Source organism: Methylocella sp. (genome assembly GCA_037200525.1).
Classification (GTDB): Bacteria; Pseudomonadota; Alphaproteobacteria; order Rhizobiales; family Beijerinckiaceae; genus Methylocapsa.
Window position 1 is genome coordinate 2,736,062 of record JBBCGG010000001.1, and the last position, 19,556, is coordinate 2,755,617.

Here is a 19,556-nt window from a genome sequence, read left to right on the forward strand (position 1 = left end):
CCGTGTCTGACCGCGGGCTGCGCGTGACGCATGCCGCGGAGCGGTGTGAGGCGTGTCCGGGTGAGAAATGGCGGCGCAGTTGTGATTGATGCTATCAGCGCCCATGAAGGGCGCTGATAGCGCTTTGGCCAGCCTATCTGTGGCGTAGGTTAAGCTTGGCGCTTTCTATTTTCGATCGCCCGATGTCTAGAGTATACGCTGGCGCCGAATGAACGATCCGATTTTCTTCTTGCGCGCCATGCGGCTCTCGCTCGCGGATATTGTCGCGTGCACGGGCGCGAGCGTAGCTGCGGGAACTGATCTTTCGCTTCTCCTCGACGGCGCCGCGCCGCTCGATGAAGCGGGGCGCGGCGACTTCGCTTTTTTTGATAATTCAGAAAAAATTGACCTTCTCGAGTCGTCGCGCGCCGCCGCCTGCTTCGTGCAGCCGCGCCATGCTTCCCGCGTCCCCTCAAGCGTCTTGGCGCTCGTGACGGATGAACCGGCGCAGGCCTTTGCGATAGCGCTCGCCCGGATGTTTCCGACCGCCGACTGGCCTGGCTCCTCCTTCGCCACGGCGGGCGTTAATCCGGGCGCTTCGATCCATCCAGAGGCTCGGCTCGAACCGGGAGTGACCATCGATCCGGGCGTCGTCATCGGCCCGCGCGCCGAAATCGGCTCAGGCTCGATAATTGGGGCCAATAGCGTCATCGGACCTGATGTCCGGATCGGGCGTGATTGTTCGATCGGCGCACAAGTTACGCTCGGCAATGCGCTGATCGGCAACCGCGTCGTCGTGCATTCCGGAGCCCGCATCGGCCAGGCTGGTTTGCGGCGGGATAGCTCTCGCCTCGGCGATAGGGCCGGCGCTTTGAGCGCGCGGATGCCCCAGATCGGCCGGGTCATCATCCAAGACGCTGTCGAAATCGGCGCAAACTCGACGGTCGATCGCGGCGGTTGCCGCGACACCGTGATCGGCGAGGGCTCCAGAATCGGCAATCTCGTGCAAATCGCCGCTGATGTAAGGATCGGGCGGCAATGCCATATTCTTCCGCAATCATGCATCTGCGATTCGACTGAACTTGGGGACTTTGTCTTTGTGGAAGGGCAGGCGGGCCTAGCCGCGCGTTTGCGAATTGGCGCGCACGCCAAAATCTCGGCTCAATCCGGGGTCATCGAGGACATTCCGGCGCGGGCGCGTTTTGGCGGCTACCCGGCGCGTCCGCTGCGCGCGTGGCTGCGTTCGCTTGCCGTGATTGAGCGATTGACGCGAGGAAATGCGCCTACGGACGCCAGCGGCGATTAATGGTTCTAGCTTTCAGAGAAACATGTGAGACAAGAAGAGAGGATATGATCCTGGGCGCCACGATGAAAGAGACAGAAAGCGACAAGATGAGCGAAGCGGCGCCGACGACCATCGAATCTTTCGATATTCTTGAGATCCTGAAATTCTTGCCGCACCGTTATCCGTTTTTGATGGTCGATCGGATCATCGAGGCGAGAGGCGATGCATTCGGGATAGGCATCAAAAACGTGAGCATAAACGAGCCGCAGTTTCAGGGCCATTTCCCAGGGCGTCCCGTCATGCCGGGCGTGCTTTTGATTGAAGGGATGGCCCAGACTGCCGGCGTGCTGTGCATCCGCGCCAATTCGACCGGGTCGAAAGCGCCGCTCGTCTACTTCATGAGCATCGATAAAGCGAAGTTCCGTAAACCGGTCCTGCCCGGCGATCGGGTCGAATTCCATATGACCAAAACAAATAACCGCCGCAACATGTGGTGGTTTTCGGGGCGGGCTCTCGTCGATGGCGCGCTTGTTTGCGAGGCGGAGATCGCCGCCATGGTGGCCGAGGAAGAGGCCGCTAAGGCATGATGCGCTTGCAATGAAGAGGCGGGCTAATAGCGCCGGATGATTGAGCGCGGAACCGCTTTATGAGGATAAAAATGACGAAGGCTGTGCGCATTCACGAATATGGCGGCCCGGATGTGATGCGAATTGAGGACATCGAGTTGCCGCGGCCAGGGCGCGGCGAGGTTTTAGTTCGGAACCACGCTATCGGCGTCAATTTCATCGATACTTATTTCCGCAGCGGCGCCTATCGGGCTCCAGCGCTTCCATTCACGCCCGGCAATGAAGCGGCGGGCGAGGTTATCGCGCTTGGCGAGGACGTGGACGAGTTCAAGCTTGGCGACCGCGTCGCATATGAGGCGAGTCTTGGCGCCTATGCCGAGCAAAGGCTTGTCGCCGCCGGTCGGCTGATCAATCTGCCTGACGACATTTCCTATGAAATCGCCGCCGCCATGATGCTGAAGGGGCTGACCGCCCAATATCTGCTCCACCGGACGTATAAGGTTCGCAAAGGGGATACGATCTTGGTGCATGCGGCTGCGGGTGGCGTCGGGCTCATCCTCTGCCAATGGGCGAAGGCCCTTGGCGCCCACGTCATCGGCACGGTCGGCTCGCCTGAAAAAGCCGAGCTAGCGAAAAAGGCTGGCGCCGAGCATACGATCCTTTATCGGGAAGAAGATTTCGTCGCGCGCGTAAAGGAGATCACCAAAGGGGAGCTCTGCGATGTGGTCTATGACAGCATCGGCAAAGCAACTTTTCCAGCGTCTCTCGATTGCATCAAACCCATCGGCACGTTCGTCAGCTTTGGCGCTTCCTCAGGTCCGATCGAGGCCTTCAACATTGGCCTCCTGGCCATCAAAGGATCGCTTTTTGCGACGCGCCCGTCGTTGGTCGCGTATAGCGCGAAGCGCGCGGATTTCGTCAATATGGCGGAGGATTTGTTCCGCGCAGTGGAAAGCGGCGATGTCGTCATTCCTTTGCACGGGACATTTCCGCTCGAAGACGTCGTCAAGGTTCATCGCGCGCTGGAAAGCCGCGAGACGACTGGCGCAAGCGTGCTCATTCCATAATGATTTTGCGAGGAGATGAGGCCAAAGCTTGATTCAGCGGATTGACCTTATGAAAAGGCTGCAATCTTCGGGATCATGTTTTACGATTGCGGATGGAATGGCGCGACGACGGCCTCATTATCGGGGTTAAGAAATACGGCGAGACAAGCGTCATCGTCGAGGCGATGACAAGATTGCATGGTCGTCATCTCGGGCTCGTCAAAGGCGGCCGTTCGCGAAGAATGCAGCCATTTTTGCAGGCGGGCAATAATGCCGAACTGGTCTGGCGCGCCCGGCTCGACGAACATCTTGGATCTTTCGCGGTGGAGCCGACGCAACTGCGCACAGGCCGCCTGATGGCCAATGCCGAGGCGCTGCATGCGATGGGCCTGACGGCGGCCTTGCTGCGCCTGATCGCCGAGCGCGAGCCACATCCAGAGCTTTATGATACGGCGATGCTGATTGCCGATCACATTGAGGATGAACGGCTTCCGGCGATGCTTGTTCGGCTGGAAATGGAAATTCTCGCCGAGACCGGCTTCGGGCTTGACTTGTCGCGCTGCGCCGCGACGGGAGACGCGGAAAATCTAGCCTATGTATCGCCGAAGTCGGGCCGCGCCGTCTCTCAGGCTGCAGGCGAACCCTATCGCGGCCGGCTGCTGCCTCTGCCGGCCTTTTTGTTGCGCAACATAGCGCAGCAAAACCCGTTGCCCGGCGATATCCGAGACGGATTTAGGCTAACGGAATTTTTCCTGATGCGCGATGTGTTCGGCCCGCGCGGGCAGGGGCTGCCGCCGGCGCGCAACGCTTATCTGGCTGAACTCGCCAAACGCTCGGGCTGGAGCGTTTGAAACCTATTTGATCTTGGTTTCCTTGAACTCGACATGCTTACGCACGACCGGGTCATATTTCTTGAACGACAGCTTGTCGGTCTTGGTGCGCGCGTTCTTTTTGGTCACATAGAAATAGCCTGTGTCCGCCGAGGACAGAAGCTTGATCTTGATCATTGCGGCCTTGGCCATCTCACAAATCCCTTGAATGCGGCGCAAAGCCCACTGCCCGAGCTTGAGACTCAGGGGGCGATGTCTCCGAAAGACGCGACCATAAGGATCGCGCCTCGCTTGTCAAGAAACCTCGCGCGAACCTCGCCATGCAACGACGCCAAGATAGAGCGTCAGCACGAAGGCGGTGCTGAAAAAGAATCCATTGGGCCCGAGCAGATCCATGCCAAGCCCCATGACCGGCGGCCCGGAAAGCATGCCGGCGGAATAAAGCATGACGAAAGCCGCATTGGCTCCGGCAAGGTTCGCTCCCTTGTAGCGCGATCCGAGATAGCCAAGCGCCACGGCGTAAAAGCTGCCGACGACGCCACCCCAGATGAGGAGAAGCGCGCCGAATAGCGCGACGCCGCCGGGCTGCGCGAATGGCAGCGCGAGAGCGCCTAAAATGCTAAAAAACGCTATCAATATCAGTAGTTTGCGCCGATCTATCAGGTCTGAAACATAGCCGATCGGAAGCTGAAACACGACATTGCCCAAGGCAAATAGCGTGACGAGCAGCGCGCCCGTCTCGGCGGTGAGGCCCGCGCGCAGGGCGTAGATGGGAAGAAGACCCATGCTCGCGGTCTCGATCGCGCCATGCAGCAGGCCGGCCAATGTGGCGACGGGAGCGGCGAGCAGAAAGGCCAAAACTGGAATCGATGGAGCGGTCTCGATTTCGGGGGCCGAGCCGCTGCCGACAATGATCGGCAAGGCCGCCGCTACAAAAAGTGCGGTGGCGACTATGAACCCGGCCGAACTTTCGGTGCCGACGAGAGCGAGAATAAAGGGTCCTGCGGCAAAGCCGAAAGCGACGCTCGCTGCGTAAAGCCCGATGACGAAACCGCGCCGTTCAGGCGGCGCGATGGCGTTTATCCAATATTCGCTCAGGACGAACAGCGTCGTCAGCGCCGCGCCGAAGGCGGCTCTGATGGAGAACCAAGCCCAGTAGCGGTCTGTGGCGGCCATGGCGACAAGACAGAGCACGCAGAGCGCAAGCGAAAGAAAAAGCAGCTGCCTGACGCCGATGAGGCGGGCCATGCGCGGAACGAAGCCGGCGACGACCAAAGTTGCGACGCCAGCCGCCGCTTGGTTGAAACCAATGGCGCGCGCGCTAAAACCCTGTTCGCCAAGACGCACTGAAATCAAGGTTATCGTCAGCGACAGGCCGATGCCGACGATCGATACGGCCGCGATGGCGCAGGCCAGCGCGCCGGCCGGTTTTGCGCCGGCGATGTCGCCGCCTTTATTTGAAGGGTCGAGCTTCGTCAGCAATGGTTCATTCCAAATGCGCCGCGATCAGAACATGACCGCTCAGGGTTGAATCGATTTTGCTCTATATCTCTGCGTTGCAACGCATGATATTCGCCGAAAAATTTGTAACTTTCCGGGATCCTGCTCTAGACGCCAGGGCTCGGCGGCCGGCCTTCGGAGCTTTCGAATCCATGCATGCGGAGGGCCCATTGATGCGCAATCAAAGCGCCCTTCATGCGCGGCAGAAACCAAAGCGAGAGCATCAGCGTGAGGGTTGGCCAGATCAAAGCGTGCAGCCAAATTGGCGCATCAGGCCAGAATTCTTCTGCCAGCAGCATCATGGAGCCGATGATGTGGCCGACGACAAAAATGGTCAAGTAAGGCGGCGCATCGTCGGCGCGATGATGGTGCAATTCCTCGCCGCAATGCGGGCAGGCGGCGTTCACCTTAAGGTAGCGGCCAAAGATCTTGCCTTCGCCGCAGGCGGGGCAACGGCACATAAAACCGCGGCGAATCGACCGCCAGACATCGCGCTTCGGAAGCGCGCCGCTTTTGGATGGAAAAGCTGGCAAATCCAACGCGGGCGCCGACATGCCGGTCTCCTTGGCCGATCGTTCAACATTGGCTCGGCCGCTTCAGCCTGGATCGGGACAGGCATTCGTCAGCGGTCAGCAAGTCATTTCAAAATAAGGCTCGATGTCGAGCCGCTTTAACCGCCGCACTCAAGCGCTTGCCGCATTCTGCGCAAGCGCGGCGACGGTCTGCCAAGCGCTGCGACAGCCTGATCGATGGAGGCCGCAAGGCCATGTCGGGCGGCAAGCCACGCCGGGTCATTATAGCTGAGCCAAACTTTGCCGTCGGCATCTTCCCAAACCAGGGCCTTCAATGGAAGGTCGATGCCAATGCGCTGGTCCGCCTGCATCAGCGGAGTGCCGCCGCGAGCGCCACCGAAAATGAGCAATATTGTGGGCCGCAAAGGCATATTGGCCTTGGCGGCTCCCGCCGAATGATCGATCTTGGCGAAAACCGTTACGTCATGGGCTTTTAACGCAGCCTCAAATCGGCTGATCGTCTCCTCCGCCGAATGGGCGCTCGGCAGGGTGATTAATCCATTTTCCGCCATTTCGAACTCCATTTGGAGGCGTTTAGACCCTTGATCGAATATCGCGACGCGGCGGTTTTTTGACGCGATCCGATCCGGACCGCGATTTTATGCGGGGATGGCCTTCGCTCAAAAGCTCGAAGCGCAGCGCCCCGGCGAGCGGGGCCGCCTCCACGAGTTTAACAGTCACGACATCGCCAAGCCTATGCATTTTACCAGTGCGCGAGCCGACCAGCGCATGTAAAGCCTCATCGAGACGAAAATAATCATCGCCGAGCATGGACGCCGGGATGAACCCATCGGCTCCGGTGTCGCTCAGCCTGATGAACAGGCCGGCGCGAGTAGCTCCCGAAATTCGACCCTCGAACGTCGCCCCAATCTTGTCGGCGAGATGGGCCGCGATCAGCCGCTCAATGGTCTCGCGTTCGGCGGCCATGGCGCGGCGTTCGGCGGCGGAAATCCGAGCCGCGACCTCCGGCAATTCGTCTCGCGCGTTCGGCGGCAGGCCGTCGGGGCCGAACTGCAACGCAAAAATCAAAGCGCGATGGACGATGAGATCCGCATAGCGGCGGATCGGCGAGGTGAAATGAGCGTAGCGGCGCAGATTGAGGCCGAAATGGCCGTAGTTCTCGACCACATATTCAGCTTGGGCCTGCGTGCGCAGCACCACCTCGTTGACGAGATGTTCATTGTCCGTGCCTTTGACGCGGGCGAGAATGCCGTTGAACTGCTCTGCCCGCATTACCTCTCCTTTGGCGAGCTTGATGCCGATCGAAGCCAGGAATTGCGCGAAATTATTCAGCTTTTCGACCGATGGCTCATCATGCGCGCGATAGACGAAGACTTGATGTCTCGCCTCCAGCGTTTCCGCCGCCGCGACATTGGCGAGGATCATGAATTCCTCGATCAGGCGATGCGCGTCGAGACGGGCCGGGACAACCACGCGGTCAACCGCGCCCTCCATGTCGAGGATAATTTTGCGCTCCGGGAGATCAAGATCGAGCGGCCCGCGTTTGTCGCGCGCTATCTTCAAGGCCGCATAGGCGTGATAGAGCGGAACAAGGACATCCTGGAGCACGGCCGGGGTTACCGCGGGCTCCGGCATTCCGTCGATCGCGGCCTGCGCTTGCGTATAAGAGAGCTTCGCCGCCGAGCGCATCATGATCCGATGGAAGCTATGCCTGAGCTTATGGCCGTCGGATGCGATGACCATCTCGACGGCCAGCGCCGGGCGATCTTCGTTGGGCCGCAGGGAGCATAGATCGTTGGAGATGCGCTCAGGCAGCATCGGGACGACGCGATCAGGGAAATAGACCGAATTGCCGCGATCGAGAGCCTCGCGGTCGAGCGGCGTTCCCGGCCGCACATAGGCCGCGACATCGGCGATGGCGACGCGCAGGATGAAGCCGCCGCGATTGTTGGGATCGGGGTCAGCCTCGGCGTGGACAGCGTCGTCATGATCCTTGGCGTCGGCCGGATCGATCGTCAGCAGCGGTATCGAGCGCCAATCCTCGCGATGATCAAGGGTAGCAGGGCGGGCGCGCTCCGCCTCGGCGATGACTTCCGGCCTGAAGACATTCGGGATCTGATGCGTATGAATGGCGATGAGGCTCACCGCCTTTTCGCTATTGAATGCGCCAAGCCGCTCCCGCACGCGGGCTGAGGGCAGACCAAGCCGGCCGGTGCGCAGAATTTCGACAGCCACGAGGTCGCCGTCGCGCGCCTCGCCTTCCTGGCCGGGCAGCACATCGAGTTCACCGCGATTGATGTTTTTCTTGTCGATTGGGACAATTCTGCCGCCGCCAGCCGGATTGCCGCGGAAAATCCCCAGAACCTGAGATCTCGCTCGTTCCAGCAGCTTGACGACGCGTCCGCTGTAGCTCGGCTCGCCCGGCTTGGCGTCCGGCAAAGGCTCGACCCGGAGCAGGGCGCGATCGCCGACGCCCGGCGTCGGGGTCCCGGGTCTCTGCCGGCGCGGGATGCCGACGACGATTTTGGGGGCTTGGCCCTGGGCTGCATCCCACTCAACCGGCGCCGCGAGAAAATCGCCATCGCGGTCGCGGCTGAAGAAATCAGCGAGCACGACGCCCGCTAGCAGCCCCGGCCTGTGCAGATTTTTGCGCCGCCGCTCGACGGCTCCCTCCGCTTCAAGCTCTTTCAGCAGGCGTTTGAGGGCGATCCGATCGTCGCCTCTGATGTCGAAGGCGCGGGCGATTTCGCGCTTGCTGATTTTGGCCGCAGCCTTGCCGCCGGGGGCTTCCCGCTCCCGGGCGATGAAAGCCAGAATGTCCTCTCGCGAAGGCAGGGGTCTGCCCGCGTCTTGCTTTGACGCGGGGGTAGATTTTTGGCCGGACGTTCTCGTGCCGGCTGCTTTATTCACGCTTGCTTGGCCTTTTTCGGTTTCGCCGCCGCTGGTTTGGCGGAGGATTTCTTTGGCGCGGCGGGCTTTCGCGCTGACGCCGCAGTTTTGATTTTGGCGGTCGGTTTGAACGGCGGTTTTTCGCCGTCGTCCGGAGCTTGCGGTTTAGCTTTCGCCTTGGCTACGCCGCCCTTTGCCGCGACTTTCTTGACCGTGGCCGTCTTTTTGCGGCCGCCGCCCGCAGCCTCTTTATCCTCGATCAGGCGAATCGCCTCCTCAAGGGTAATCGATTCGGGCGATGCGTCCTTTTTCAGAGTCGCATTGATCTTGCCATGATTGACATAAGCGCCAAAGCGCCCGGCGCGCACCGTAATCGCGCCGCCCGAAGGGTGCTCGCCAAGCAAACGACCCTGCACGGGCCCGCCGCCAGCGGCCTTCGCGCTCAGAAGAGCGATGCCCTCTTCCAGCGTTAATGTGGTGGGGTCAGCGTCGCTCGGCAAGGTCGCGTTGATTTTGCCGTGATTGACATAAGGGCCGAACCGTCCGGCTTTGATCGATACCTGCCCCCCCGAAGGATGCTCTCCGAGGATGCGCGCAGGAACGCTGTCCGCATTGCCGAAGCGCCGGCCGGTCAGGCCGCTTTCCTTGGCGATGATGAGGTCAATGGCGCGATTGCCGCCGATGCTGAGAATATCCTCGTCTTTGCCAATATTCGCATAAGACTTGCCGTGCTGGACGTAAGGGCCGTAACGGCCGATTCCAGCAAGAATTGGCTCTTTCGTCTCAGGATGTTTGGCGACTTCGCGGGGCAGCGACAGAAGGCCGATCGCCTGCTCCAGCGTGAGTTCGGAAGGAGAAATCGTCTTCGGCAGCGAAGAGCGCTTCGGTTTGTCGCCTTCGCCTTGCTGCACATAGGCGCCAAAACGCCCGTCCCGCAGCGAGATTTCCTCGCCCGTCAGAGGACTCTGGCCCAATACTTTGACGCCTGGCCGATCGCCTTCGGCGACCTCCGCAGCCTCTCCGTTCCCATTCGCCAGGGTCCGCGTGAATTTGCACTCGGGATAGTTTGAGCAGCCAATGAAAGCGCCAAACTTGCCGAGCTTTAGCGAGAGCTGGCCGTCGCCGCAGGAGGGGCAGGCGCGGGGATTTGATCCATCGGCCTTGGCCGGGAAAATATGCGGGCCAAGAATCTCGTTGAGGCTGTCCAGCACCTGCGTCGTGCGCAAATCCTTGGTGCCGGCGATCGCGTCGGAAAAATCGGCCCAGAAATCGCGCAGGACATCTTTCCAGTCGATCTCATGATTCGAAACGCGGTCGAGCTTCTCCTCAAGATCCGCGGTGAAATCATAGCCGACGTAGCGGGCGAAAAAGCTCTCCAAGAAGGCCGTGACGAGACGCCCCTTGTCTTCGGGATAGAGCCGTTTCTTGTCGATCCGGACATAGTCGCGTTCGCGCAAAACGGCCAGCGTCGAGGCATAGGTGGAAGGGCGCCCGATGCCAAGCTCCTCCATGCGCTTTACCAGAGTCGCCTCGGTGAAACGCGGCGGCGGCTCGGTGAAATGCTGCGCAGCATCGATGCGCTCTTTGGTCAGCGGCTCGCCTTTCGCCATTTCCGGCAGACGGCTGCTGTCCTCGTCTTCGTCGTCGTCGCGGCCCTCCTGATATAGCTTCAGAAAGCCATCGAAGCGAATGACCTGGCCGGTGGCGCGAAGATCGAGTTTGCGGGCGCCGACTTCGGCGAGGATATCGACCGTCGTGCGCTCCAGCTCGGCCGATTCCATCTGGCTCGCTATGGTGCGCGTCCAGATCAATTCATAGAGCTTTGCCTGGTCCGGCTCCAACGCGCGCATGACTCGCTTGGGCAATCGCGTCAGATCGGTCGGGCGGATCGCTTCATGCGCTTCCTGCGCATTTTTCGCCTTGACGGTATATTTGCGCGGAACTTTCGGGACATAGGCGTCGCCGAATTCGCGGCCGATCACGGATCTGGCGCTGGAAATGGCTTCGGGCGCAAGATCGACGCCGTCGGTTCGCATATAGGTAATAAGGCCGACCGTCTCGCCGTCGATTTCGGCGCCTTCATAGAGGCGCTGGGCGAGTTGCATGGTGCGCGCCGGAGCAAAGCCCAGCTTGCGCGAGGCCTCTTGTTGCAGCGTCGAAGTGGTGAACGGGGCGTAAGGGTGCCGCTTGGCGGGCTTTGCCTCAATATTCGCCACCGTGAACTTGGCGGTGTCGAGAGCCGCCTTGAAGGCTTCGGCTTCAGGCCCGGCGCCAATGTCAAGGCGAGTGATCTTTTTGCCGTCGGCTCCGACCAGGCGGGCAGTGAATGGCGCTCCCGCCTTGGTCTTCAAATGCGCCAGAATCGACCAATATTCGCGCGGGACGAAGGCTTCGATCTCGAGTTCGCGCTCGCAAACGAGTCGCAGGGCGACGGATTGAACGCGGCCCGCCGAGCGCGCGCCAGGCAATTTGCGCCAGAGTACAGGAGACAAATTGAAGCCGACGAGATAATCCAGCGCTCTGCGCGCCAGATAGGCGTCGACAAGCGAGGAGTCGATTTCGCGCGGATGCTGCATCGCATCAAGGACGGCGGATTTGGTGATGGCGTTGAAAACGACGCGCTCGACCTGCTTGTCCTTGAGGACGCGCTTGCCCTTTAAAACCTCCAGCACGTGCCAGGAAATCGCCTCGCCTTCGCGATCAGGATCGGTCGCAAGAATGACTTTGTCGGCGTCTTTGACGGCCTTGGCGATATCAGACAGGCGCTTGGCCGATTTGGTGTCGACATCCCACAGCATGGCGAAATCGGCGTCGGGATCGACCGAACCGTCTTTGGCCGGCAAATCGCGGACGTGCCCATAGGAAGCGTAGACTTGGTAGCCTGCGCCAAGATATTTGTTGATGGTCTTGGCCTTCGCCGGTGATTCGACGATGACGACATTCATTGACAACAATCCTCGGTTCGCCCGGCAACCTCAACGGTTCACGGTCTCGTTCAAAGGTTCAGTTAGCGCTGGTTGCGCATGTGCGCCGCAATTCGCATCGGTTGCAGTGCGGCATGATTTTCGCCGCGAAGATGGGGGAGGGCGGGGCCTTAGTCAAATGGGACTGCCAAAAGCCAGCGCAAGGACGGCGCGAAAACCCTTGGCCTTCGCCGATTTGCGAATCGGCTCAATGAACTGTCGCACAATTGAGTAAAACTTGTGCGCTATTTGAGACAAAGGCGCTAAACGCCTGTGACGGCGCCAGATTCGTCCTATATGAACGGCCCATGTCCAAGCTGCCTCCAGAGCTTAAATATCCGCACCGGCATCTCCTCGGAATTGAGGGCCTGTCGCCGCAAGACATCGGAATTCTTCTCGATCTTGCTGAAAGCGCGATCGAAGTGTCGCGTCAGGTCGAGAAAAAGCGGTCGACTCTGCGCGGACGAACCTTGATCAACCTCTTTTTTGAGGCCTCAACCCGCACGCAGTCCTCCTTTGAGCTCGCAGGCAAGCGCCTCGGCGCCGATGTCATGAATATGTCGGTTGCGACCTCCAGCGTCAAAAAAGGCGAGACGCTGGTCGATACTGCGATGACGCTCAACGCCATGCGCCCGGACATTATCGTCGTGCGCCACGCCCAGGCGGGCGCGGTGCATCTTCTGGCCAAAAAGGTCGATTGTTCCGTGGTCAACGCCGGCGACGGCGCGCATGAGCATCCGACCCAGGCTTTGCTCGATGCGCTGACGATCAAACGCAACAGGGGCCGGATCGCGGGCCTCACCGTGGCGATTTGCGGCGATATTTTGCACTCGCGCGTCGCCCGCTCCAATATTCTCCTGCTGTCAGCGCTTGGCGCCAGGCTGCGCGCGGTCGGCCCCTCAACCCTTCTGCCCGCCGGCATAGAGCGCATGGGGGTCGAGGTTTTCCGCGATATGAAAGCCGGGCTGAAGGACGCCGACGTTGTCATGATGCTGCGCTTGCAGCGCGAGCGGATGCAGAGCGGATTCGTACCCTCGCCGAAAGAATATTTTCGCTTTTTTGGCCTCGATGAGGACAAGCTGAAGCTCGCCAGACCCGACGCGCTGGTGTTGCATCCAGGCCCGATGAATCGCGGCGTCGAAATCGATTCAGCCGTTGCGGATGGAGCGCAAAGCCGCATCCGCGAGCAGGTCGAGATGGGCGTTGCCGTGCGCATGGCCGTGCTTGAAGCTCTCTCCGAGCATTTACCTAATGGTTAGAGCTCGTTCTGCAGTTTGTCTCATGTATGCAATCATGTGGCGGCGCCCAAAAAATCCCCGCCTTTTCGACATCGTGCTTGAGCGGAGCGACGCGCCGTGAAGATTCCCTCGTCCCGCTCCGTAGCGCATCAGCCGCTAGCCCTCGTGCATGGCCGCCTCGTTGATGGCGCGGATTTTCGGCAGGAGCCAGGCGGAGTGCTCATCATCGATGGCGCCATCCGTGATCTTGGCCCGGAAATCACGCCGGAAAATCTCCCCTCGCATGCCCGCATCATCGATTGCGGCGGCGATATCGTATCGCCGGGTCTGATTGACATGCGCGCTTTCATCGGGGAGCCAGGCGGCGAACATCGCGAGACCATAGCCACTGCGACGGCGGCGGCGGCGGCGGGCGGCGTCACCACCATCTTGGCCCGGCCGGACACGTGTCCGCCGGTCGATGAGGCGGCGGTGGTTGATTTTCTGTTGCGCCGCGCCCGCGATACAGGCCGGGTGCGCGTCATCCCTTCGGCCGCGCTGACGCAAGGGCTGCGCGGCGAGGAAATCGCCGAGATCGGACTTTTGCAGCAGGCCGGCGCGCTCGCCTTTACGGATGGCGCCCATTCCATCCGCAATGCGCGGGTGCTGCGCCGCGTCATGAGCTACGCCCGCGATTTTGACGCGCTCATCATCCATTATGCCGAGGACAGGGATCTTGCCGGCGAAGGCGTGATGAACGAAGGCGAGTTCGCCTCCCGCCTTGGCCTCGCCGGCATTCCCCGCGAGGCGGAAGCCATTATTTTGGATCGCGACATTCGCCTCGTGAACCTCACGGGCGCGCGCTACCATGCGGCTCTCGTCACCACGACTCTCTCGCTGGAGATCATCGCCCGAGCGAAGGCCGCTGGGCTGCCTGTGACCTGCGCGACCTCGATCAATCACCTGACCCTCAATGAAAGCGACATCGGCGACTACCGCACCTTTTTGAAGCTCGCGCCCCCGCTGCGGCGCGAGGATGAGCGCCGGGCGCTCGTTGAAGCGCTGGCCTCGGGCCTCATCGACGTCATTGTGTCGGACCATAATCCGCAGGACGTCGAGACAAAGCGCCTGCCTTTCGCCGAGGCGGAAGACGGCGCAATCGGGCTCGAAACCATGCTTTCCGCCGGTCTGCGCCTCGTTTCCTCCGGCGAGCTCTCGCTGGAGCGCCTGATCGGCGCGATGACCTTGCGTCCCGCAGAAATTTTGGGCCTGCCGCAAGGGCGGCTCAAGATTGGCGCGCCAGCCGATCTCATTCGCTTCGACCCCGACGAGCCCTATGTCGTCGATCCGGCAAAGCTCCATTCGCGCTGCAAGAACACGCCTTTTGACGAGGCGCGAATGGAGGGCAGGGTGAAGCTGACTTTGGTCGCCGGGGATATTGTGTACGAGGGGGATTGAGAAAATGAAATTTTTGAACGAGCAAACAATTGTTCCACAGCTCAGAGAACTCACCAAATCTTCCAGCAGCATAAGAATAGCGGTTGCCTTTTGGGGAGCTGGCGCTTCAGAGCAGCTTGGGCTTGCCCCGCGAGCGGCAGACAGCAGGATAATTTGTAACCTTAAATCAGGAGGGACTAATCCGGACGAAATTAGGGCCCAGACCCATAAAATGGTTGGCGTGACAGGCGGATTGTGATTCACAGCTTCCGAAAGGAAGCGACTATGAATCGGGATCAATTCTGGCTGACGGACGCGCAGTTCGCGAAGATCGCGCCGCATCTTCCCACGGACACGCGCGGCAAGGCGCGCGTCGATGATCGCCGGGTGATCAGCGGGATCATTCATGTGCTGAAATCTGGCGGACGCTGGATTGACGCGCCGCTGGAGTACGGGCCAAAGAAGACTCTCTACAATCGCTACGTTCGCTGGGCTGCTAAGGGCGTTTGGATCGATCTGTTCCACGCGCTTGCGCAAGCAGGCGGGCCGCCGGCGCAGGTCCTCATCGACTCCTCGGCGGTCAAGGCGCATCGCTCGGCCAGTGGCGGCAAAGGGGGGAGAAGAATCAGGCCATCGGCCGTTCGCGCGGCGGGCGCACAACCAAAATCCACGCATTGACCGATGCGGACTGCCGCCCGCTGTCTTTCATGCTCACCGGCGGCCAAATCGCCGATTGCTCGGCGGGCGCGGAGCTTATCGCGCGACTTCCTCCTTGCGAAATCCTCCATGGCGACAAGGGCTACGACGCAAATGCGATCCGTCGGCAGGTCGAGGAGCGCGGAGCTATGCCGAATATCCCGCCCAAGGCCAATCGCAGGTGGAAGAACTGCTTCTCGCCCTTCCTCTATCGAAACCGCAACGCCATCGAACGCATGTTCTGCCGCCTGAAAGACTTCAGGCGCGTGGCTACCCGCTACGACCGAAACGCATTAAACTTCCTCGCCACAGTCTGCATCGCCGCTACCGTTTGCTACTGGTTGTGAGTCTGGACCCTAGGAAATTGATGGATTCTGGAGTCAACGTATCGCAATGTGATGGGTTACACAGCAAGGTATATTTGTTTGATAATGATTTAATTATTGGATCTTCGAATGCATCTTCGAATGGGCTTTCAATGGAAGGCTCGAAAATTAAAGGTTGGTATGAAGCGAATGTTCATACGAACGACGCTGAAATGCTCAAAAGGCTATCACGATGGTTTGAGAAACTGCCTTGTTATAAAATAACTGAAGCAGATCTGGTGTTGGCGAAAGAAGCGTGGTCGCACAGACGATATAATGGTCATCTAAATATCCCAGAAAACGGCTCTTTGCTTGCGGCATTGAAGGTAGATCCTTCTTCATTCAAAAACGTGCGGCTATATGTTTGTGCTTTTGCATCTTGGTTTGATAAGAAGGGTGATGAAGCACTTGAAAAGGCTCAATTGAAATTCCAATCGGGACACCATCGCATTGATGCCTTTCAAGATTGGTCTGAGCTACCGAATTCTGCCAAATTGGTTTCTTTCTATGTAGGCGATCGAGGAGGTGTGGAATTTGATAATTTTGTCGAAATGCCAAATGGACCATTAGAATTTGAGCATAATAAAACTAAACTAAAGCTTTGTTTTATTACGGGATGGATCTTGGTGATTTCGATGAATGGAAAGCGGCCTTGAAGAAATTCAAGATGGACAGAAATTGGCCCAGACACGGTGGAGGTATAGAAGATATTGGGGTCTTCGCGGAAAAATATCTATGTGAGAAGCCAAACTGATAGGGTCAAAGTGATGCTATCGGTTCCGGGCGAGAACGTCTACGAGGGGGAGTAGGCGCTAGCCCTCGCGGTTGGGCGTCCCGAGAACATGAACGTTCGGCGGCAACATCGCATTGTCGAACGTCTGCGTGAACATTGGCGCGGCGAAGAAAGCCACCGCCCGCAATGTTTCGGCGCCGGTGTTGACGAGATCGTGCCGGACAGGCGTCGGGAGCACGAAAACGCATCCTGGCCCAACCTTGTGAATGCTTCCGTCCTCCATGCGCAGCTCGCCGCTGCCCGCCAGGATGTATTGCGTCTCCTCGGTGGCGTCGCTGTGCCAGCCGAGCCGGTGGCCGGGCTCGATTTCATAGACGATGGTCGAAGACTGAGTCGTTCCATGCCCGCCATATGCGGCGAACGCGCCGGCCCAACCAACGGTGGGGTCATCTACGCCCCCGACCTTTGCGCGCGGAAGATCTTTGGTTGCGACAACAAAGACTGAGTTCACGGCTGTCTCCTCAGGTCGAATCGCCCGTTGGCGGGACGGTTTTGGGTGCGGCAATCGTCGCAATCATGAGCCGCCGGAGAAGGTCACGCAATGCCGCCGCCCCAAAATATGATGATTTTCATCAGAATTTACTAAACGGCATTCAGCAGGAGCGGCGGCGCGCAACAAAACCAATCGGAATTCAAGTTGCTAGGAAGGTTGCGCCAGAGTAGCTTTGTAAAGGCGCTTTTTTATCTTGCGGATCGCTAGCAGAGGCGAAGCTGATGCTTAGGCGTAGAAATAACGTCGCCGCGCTCTTCTTCGGTCCCGCCTCGCCGCCCGTCTATACATTTGGCGGCGCTAAGGCGGTCTATATCGCGCCGGAGCTCCCGCTTAAGGCGCTACCTGATCGCTTCGGCCTAAGCGCATTGCGCGATCAGCATATTTCATACCTCTATGGCTCGGCAGTTCTCGGCAAAGCCAAAGCCAAAGCCGCAGCCCCGAAGTTCAACCAGCAATGGAGGAATTGAGACGAGCGCGACGCCTCGCCGATGATCCGTTAGCGTAAGCATCTTCAAAAGGCGGTAGGGACTAACCACCCAAACATGGAGGAGACGCATGAAAATCACGCCTCTAAGATCGGCGATGCTCGGCGCAATCGCGGGGCTCGCCATTTTGGCCCTGGCCGGTCCTACGGCGGCTCAGGAAAAGAAGCCCAATATCCTCATCATCATGGGCGATGACGTTGGATGGTTCAATATCGGCGCGTACCATCAGGGCATCATGTCGGGCAAGACGCCGAACCTCGACAAGCTCGCCGCCGAAGGCATGCGATTCACCGATTATTACGCCGAAGCGAGCTGTACGGCGGGCCGCGCGAACTTTATAACCGGCGAGCTGCCGATCCGCACCGGATTGACGACTGTCGGTCAGGCCGGGGCCGACGTTGGGCTCCCCGCCGAGGCCGTAACGCTCGCCACGGTGCTGAAGTCGCTGGGGTACGAGACCGGGCAATTCGGCAAAAACCATCTCGGAGATCTCAACAAATTCCTGCCGACGGTTCACGGCTTCGACGAATTTTTTGGGTATCTCTACCATCTCGATGCGATGTCGGACCCTTACTGGTTCGATTACCCGCAGGATTGGATCAATAAATACGGGCCGCGCGATCTGGTGCATTCCTGGGCGACAACCGAGGACGACGCCACCGAGATGCCGCGATGGGGCAAGGTCGGCAAGCAGAGAATTGTCGATGAAGGTCCGCTAGCCCCGTTCCCGAGCATGGCCGGCCGCCAGAACTGGCAGGAGAGCCGCAAAGCCAAATTTGACATGGAGACCTTCGACGAGGTGCTGGTTAGGGCCAGCGAAGGCTTCATGGACAAAGCCAAGCAGGACGGCAAGCCGTTCTTCATCTGGCACAACACGACGCGCATGCACGTGTTCACCTACATCCCGCCAAAGTACCAGGCGCTGATGAACTACAAGAGCAATTACGGCCTTGAGGAAGCCGGCATGGCGCAGTTGGACGACAGCATCGGCGACTTGCTGAAGCATCTGCAGGATATCGGCGAGGCCGACAACACCATCGTCATATTCACCACTGACAACGGGGCCGAGGTGTTCACTTGGCCAGATGGCGGCATGACGCCGTTCCGGTCAACGAAGGGCACGGTATTTGAGGGCGGTTTTCGCGTGCCCGCGATCATTCGCTGGCCCGGCAAGATCAAGCCGCAAACAGTGGAGAACGGCATATTTTCCGGTCTCGACTGGCTCCCGACGCTCGCGGCCGCCGCAGGCAACCCCGACATCTCCAATCAGCTGCTGAAAGGCGTGAAGCTCGGCGATCAAACCTACAAGAATCACCTCGACGGCTACAATCAGATGGATCTCCTGCTCGGCAAGGGACCCTCCGCGCGTCACGAGCTTTTCTACTTTGGCGGTCCGCACCTCGGAGCGCTGCGAATCGATGACTTCAAGTTCCAGTTCTTTCAGCAACCTTATGGCTGGCCCGGGGAGAAGGTGACGACGGATATGCCGACTATCGTCAACCTCCGCCAAGATCCGTTTGAGCGGACGCCATCGATACGCGGTCAAACGCTCAATGACGCAGGTGGGGGGTATATGAATGATTTCATGGCGCGTGAGTTCTGGCGCTTCGTTCTCGTTCAGAAGCAAGTGGCGGCGCTTGCGGAAACAGCCATCGACTTTCCTCCGATGCAGGCTCCTGCAACTTTCAATCTCGAGGCGGTGAAGCGTTCGGTGGAGGAGATGATGAAGAGCCACGAAGGCCAATAGTCGTTCGGGCGGCGTTAGGCGCCGCCCGCTCGTCCGCCCGCGCCGAGTTGCCACCCAAACTCCCGCAAGCTAGGTTGAGACCGCCTTCTCGCCACGGATTCCCACGTGATCCTCACCCTTGTCGCCCTCGTCTTCGGCTATCTTTGCGGTTCGATTCCGTTTGGGCTCATTCTCACGACCTTCGCCGGAACCACGGACCTGCGTTCGATTGGTTCGGGCAACATTGGCGCGACGAATGTTTTGCGCACGGGGCGGAAAGATTTAGCCGCTCTGACATTGCTGCTTGATCTCGCCAAAGGCGCGATCGCTGTTCTGATCGTCGCTTATCTTGCGCAGCGCTGGCTTTCGCCGGATGGCTCCTCACCGCGGGGCCCTATGCTGGCGGCGGCGGCCGGCGCCTTTTTGGGCCATGTGTTTCCGGTCTGGCTCGGGTTCAAGGGCGGCAAGGGCGTTGCGACATTTTTGGGCTGCCTTCTCGCCATCGCGTGGCCGGCCGGGCTCGCCTTCATCGCGGTCTGGCTCGGCGTTGCGGGGATCACGCGCTTTTCGTCGCTTGCGGCGCTGCTGGCCAGCGCTCTCGCGCCCGCCTTTCTTTTCGCCTTGGGTCAGACCGATTCGGCGATCGTTTTTGCCGCGTTGGCGGCGATTCTTTGGTACAAGCACCGGCCCAATATCGCGCGCCTTAGAGCCGGGACGGAATCCCGGATCGGCAAGTCTTGACGCCGAAAGTCT

The 19,556-nt window shown here is 59.6% G+C and carries 18 protein-coding genes; 11 read left to right on the forward strand and 7 right to left on the reverse strand.

Features of this window, described 5'->3' with window-relative positions; translation table 11 throughout:
• Positions 1–208 precede the first annotated feature (208 nt).
• The 4 genes from lpxD (at position 209) to recO (ending at position 3,727) form a co-directional block, all read left to right on the forward strand.
• Positions 209–1,285 carry a UDP-3-O-(3-hydroxymyristoyl)glucosamine N-acyltransferase gene (gene lpxD, locus WDN46_13385; GenBank protein ID MEJ0094387.1) on the forward strand — a complete coding sequence of 359 codons (1,077 nt, stop codon included), beginning with the start codon at positions 209–211 and terminating at the stop codon, positions 1,283–1,285.
• An 86-nt stretch (positions 1,286–1,371) separates the two neighbouring features.
• Positions 1,372–1,851, forward strand: a complete 480-nt coding sequence (gene fabZ, locus WDN46_13390) for a 3-hydroxyacyl-ACP dehydratase FabZ (GenBank protein MEJ0094388.1) — start codon at positions 1,372–1,374, stop codon at positions 1,849–1,851.
• Between the two features lie 71 nt (positions 1,852–1,922).
• Entirely contained in the window at positions 1,923–2,897 is a 975-nt protein-coding gene (locus WDN46_13395) for a quinone oxidoreductase (GenBank protein ID MEJ0094389.1), read from the forward strand.
• 92 nt (positions 2,898–2,989) lie between these two features.
• Complete coding sequence (gene recO, locus WDN46_13400; GenBank protein MEJ0094390.1) at positions 2,990–3,727, forward strand: DNA repair protein RecO; 738 nt, start codon at positions 2,990–2,992, stop codon at positions 3,725–3,727.
• Positions 3,728–3,730: 3 nt separating this feature from the next.
• On the opposite strand, the gene rpmG is transcribed toward recO, so the two are convergent.
• The 6 genes from rpmG to topA form a co-directional block, all read right to left on the reverse strand.
• Positions 3,731–3,898 carry a 50S ribosomal protein L33 gene (rpmG, locus tag WDN46_13405; GenBank protein MEJ0094391.1) on the reverse strand — a complete coding sequence of 56 codons (168 nt, stop codon included), beginning with the start codon at positions 3,896–3,898 and terminating at the stop codon, positions 3,731–3,733.
• A 102-nt stretch (positions 3,899–4,000) separates the two neighbouring features.
• A complete protein-coding gene (locus tag WDN46_13410; protein MEJ0094392.1) occupies positions 4,001–5,188 on the reverse strand; it encodes an MFS transporter in 1,188 nt (395 codons plus the stop codon).
• A gap of 125 nt (positions 5,189–5,313) precedes the next feature.
• The gene (locus tag WDN46_13415) at positions 5,314–5,760 is read right to left on the reverse strand and encodes a DUF983 domain-containing protein (protein ID MEJ0094393.1); all 447 of its coding nucleotides are present in this window, start codon (positions 5,758–5,760) and stop codon (positions 5,314–5,316) included.
• 116 nt (positions 5,761–5,876) lie between these two features.
• Entirely contained in the window at positions 5,877–6,302 is a 426-nt protein-coding gene (locus tag WDN46_13420) for a DUF302 domain-containing protein (GenBank protein ID MEJ0094394.1), read from the reverse strand.
• Positions 6,303–6,312: 10 nt separating this feature from the next.
• Entirely contained in the window at positions 6,313–8,556 is a 2,244-nt protein-coding gene (gene rnr, locus WDN46_13425) for a ribonuclease R (GenBank protein MEJ0094395.1), read from the reverse strand.
• Between the two features lie 89 nt (positions 8,557–8,645).
• Positions 8,646–11,573, reverse strand: a complete 2,928-nt coding sequence (topA, locus tag WDN46_13430) for a type I DNA topoisomerase (protein ID MEJ0094396.1) — start codon at positions 11,571–11,573, stop codon at positions 8,646–8,648.
• A gap of 326 nt (positions 11,574–11,899) precedes the next feature.
• Between topA and WDN46_13435 the strand changes: the two genes are divergently transcribed.
• The 4 genes from WDN46_13435 to WDN46_13450 all read left to right on the forward strand — a co-directional run bounded on the left by WDN46_13435 (position 11,900) and on the right by WDN46_13450 (position 15,962).
• On the forward strand, positions 11,900–12,850 hold the full coding sequence (locus tag WDN46_13435) for an aspartate carbamoyltransferase catalytic subunit (GenBank protein ID MEJ0094397.1): 951 nt from the start codon (positions 11,900–11,902) through the stop codon (positions 12,848–12,850).
• A 96-nt stretch (positions 12,851–12,946) separates the two neighbouring features.
• A complete protein-coding gene (gene pyrC, locus WDN46_13440; GenBank protein MEJ0094398.1) occupies positions 12,947–14,266 on the forward strand; it encodes a dihydroorotase in 1,320 nt (439 codons plus the stop codon).
• 264 nt (positions 14,267–14,530) lie between these two features.
• A protein-coding gene (locus WDN46_13445; protein MEJ0094399.1) for an IS5 family transposase occupies positions 14,531–15,288 on the forward strand; the annotation gives its coding sequence in 2 pieces (ribosomal slippage) (positions 14,531–14,870 and positions 14,870–15,288; 759 coding nt in all).
• A gap of 20 nt (positions 15,289–15,308) precedes the next feature.
• Complete coding sequence (locus WDN46_13450; protein MEJ0094400.1) at positions 15,309–15,962, forward strand: hypothetical protein; 654 nt, start codon at positions 15,309–15,311, stop codon at positions 15,960–15,962.
• A 156-nt stretch (positions 15,963–16,118) separates the two neighbouring features.
• Here the strand turns inward: WDN46_13450 and WDN46_13455 are convergent, their stop codons facing one another.
• Complete coding sequence (locus tag WDN46_13455) at positions 16,119–16,550, reverse strand: cupin domain-containing protein (protein ID MEJ0094401.1); 432 nt, start codon at positions 16,548–16,550, stop codon at positions 16,119–16,121.
• 263 nt (positions 16,551–16,813) lie between these two features.
• On the opposite strand from WDN46_13455, the gene WDN46_13460 reads away from it, so the two are divergent.
• The 3 genes from WDN46_13460 to plsY all read left to right on the forward strand — a co-directional run bounded on the left by WDN46_13460 (position 16,814) and on the right by plsY (position 19,544).
• Entirely contained in the window at positions 16,814–17,059 is a 246-nt protein-coding gene (locus WDN46_13460) for a hypothetical protein (protein MEJ0094402.1), read from the forward strand.
• Positions 17,060–17,174: 115 nt separating this feature from the next.
• Positions 17,175–18,824 carry an arylsulfatase gene (locus WDN46_13465; protein ID MEJ0094403.1) on the forward strand — a complete coding sequence of 550 codons (1,650 nt, stop codon included), beginning with the start codon at positions 17,175–17,177 and terminating at the stop codon, positions 18,822–18,824.
• A gap of 105 nt (positions 18,825–18,929) precedes the next feature.
• Entirely contained in the window at positions 18,930–19,544 is a 615-nt protein-coding gene (gene plsY, locus WDN46_13470; protein ID MEJ0094404.1) for a glycerol-3-phosphate 1-O-acyltransferase PlsY, read from the forward strand.
• Positions 19,545–19,556 lie beyond the last annotated feature (12 nt).